Origin of the sequence: Pseudomonas sp. MYb13 (genome assembly GCF_002980075.1) — a bacterium.
GTDB lineage: Bacteria > Pseudomonadota > Gammaproteobacteria > Pseudomonadales > Pseudomonadaceae > Aquipseudomonas > Aquipseudomonas lurida.
In genome coordinates, this window is record NZ_PCQI01000039.1 from 1 (window position 1) to 2137 (window position 2137).

The window sequence follows — 2137 nt, forward strand, 5'->3', positions numbered from 1 at the left end:
AGCGAAGAAAACAACGCGGCCCCGGCAAACACGATAAACACCGTCACGGTATCGAAGTACCCCGGCAGCAGCCCGCCGAGGATCGCGCCCACCGAGCCGCAGCCATTCACAAAGCCGGCGGCGGTGGCACCGGCCTTGGCGGTGCCGAAGTCGATGGCAGCGGTGCTGCTGATCATCGAGTCCGGCCCGTACAGGGTCAGGCCCATGACAAACAGCAAAGCCATCACCAGCATCACACTGCCGGTATGCAGCGCCCCCATGAACAAGGCCAGGGCCACGGTCAGGGCCAGCAGGCTGAGCACACAGGCGGGCATGCGTCGGGCGCCGAAGAGTTTGTCGGACGCCAGGCCGATCAGTACCGGACCGAGCAAGCCCGCCAGTTCGAACGCCGTGGGCACGATCGCCGCCCCCACTTTGCCCACCGACGGCATCTGTTCATAGACGATCACCGGGCCCCACAACAGGATCGCGTAACGCGCCGGTTTCAACAGGAAATACGCCAGCCCCAGGGTCAGCACCGTGCGGTTGCGCAGGATCGCGCGTAATGGCTCCAGCACGCTGATGCGTTTTTCGGCGGCGGCCTCCTCCGCGCTCAACGCCGGCTCCGGTTCGACGGCGGGCAAGCCCACATCCTGCGGCGTGTTGCGCTGGAAGATAAAGAACAGCAGCGCCACCACCGCCACCACCGCTGCACTGGAGATAAATGCCGCGTGCCAACTGCCTATCAAGGTGTAGGCCCACCAACCCGCAAAGGGCGAGGCTACCAAGCCACCGAACGCGTAGCACGAACTCCACAACCCCAGTACCCGTCCGCGCTGCTGCGCCGGGAAGAAACTACCGAGGTTCTTGCACAACCCCGACCAGCCGGTGGACTGCGCCAGGCCTTGGATCAACATGCATGTCACAAAGATCGGCAAGGTCGCGAACGTGCCCATGACCAGGGCGGCGGCAGCCGAAATCAACAAGCCGCCCAGCACCACGACCCGCGGCCCGAAGCGATCGGCCAACATCCCCCAGGTGAATTGCCCGACGGCATACGCCGCCAGGTAGAGGCCGTCCAGGTTGGCCATCATCATTTTATCGAGGGGGAAACTCGGGTCGTCGCCAATGCCCAGCTTGGCCACCGAGAACGCTTTGCGAGTGAAATAAAAGGCGGCGTACGCCAGCCAGGTGATGGCGAATATCTGCACGCGCCAACGCTTGATGCTACCCATAGGGATATTCATGGTGGTTCTGACCTCAGGTTGAGTGTGCCGGCAGAATCGAGAAGCAAATGCCTGTTTTTTTATTGTTGAGCACTGCAATACCGGTCCCAGGGGAACGGCATTGGTCAGATGAGCCCTGTTTGCCAGGGCTCATGGTCACCGCGGTTGTAGGACTCAACCTACAGCAACTGAGGCGTATAAAAGCAATGGCAGACTAATAGGTAAAATCGATTTATCGTATTTCAAATATAAGCTGAGCTTGTAGGAGGTCTGTTGATGTCGGTGTCTCATGCGCAACTCAAAGCCTTTCACGCCGTAGCGGTCCACGGCAGCTTTACCCAGGCCGCCGAACGGCTGTTCCTCACGCAACCGGCGATCTCCGACCAGGTGCGCAAACTTGAAGAGCGCTTTGGGGTGTTGCTGTTTCATCGCAACAAACGTGCAGTGCGCCTGACCGACCTGGGTGAACGCCTGCTCGCCATCACCCAGCGCCTGTTTGTGATCCAGGCCGAAGCCGAGGAACTGCTGCAAGACTCGCGCGCCCTGCTCACCGGCACCCTGACGCTGGCGGTGGACGCACCGGTCCACGTGCTGCCGCAGATCGCGTGTTTCTGCGAGCGCTACCCGGGCATCAGCGTGAAGATCGAAACCGGCAATACCGACGAATCACTGTCGCGCTTGTACAACTACCAGGCCGACCTGGCCTTGCTGGGGCGCGATGTCGATGACGAACGGCTCTTGTCGTTGCCCTTGCCCGACGACCAGCTACTGGCTTTTGTCGCGCGTAACCACCCGTGGGCCGGGCGCGAATCTATCTGCCTGGCGGACCTGGACGACACGCCCCTGGTGCTCAGGGAAACCGGCTCTGTCACCCGCCAGACCCTGGAGCAAGAGATGGGCCAGGCCGGGCTGCGCATTCGCCCGGCGATCCA

At 61.8% G+C, this 2137-nt stretch carries 2 protein-coding genes; one reads left to right on the forward strand and one right to left on the reverse strand.

The window, feature by feature from the left end; genetic code table 11:
• A partial coding sequence (locus tag CQ002_RS28040; protein WP_105720654.1) for an MFS transporter occupies positions 1-1226 on the reverse strand: 1226 nt, incomplete at its 3' end.
• A 255-nt stretch (positions 1227-1481) separates the two neighbouring features.
• Between CQ002_RS28040 and CQ002_RS28045 the strand changes: the two genes are divergently transcribed.
• On the forward strand, positions 1482-2137 hold a 656-nt coding region (locus tag CQ002_RS28045), incomplete at its 3' end, for a LysR substrate-binding domain-containing protein (protein ID WP_105720653.1).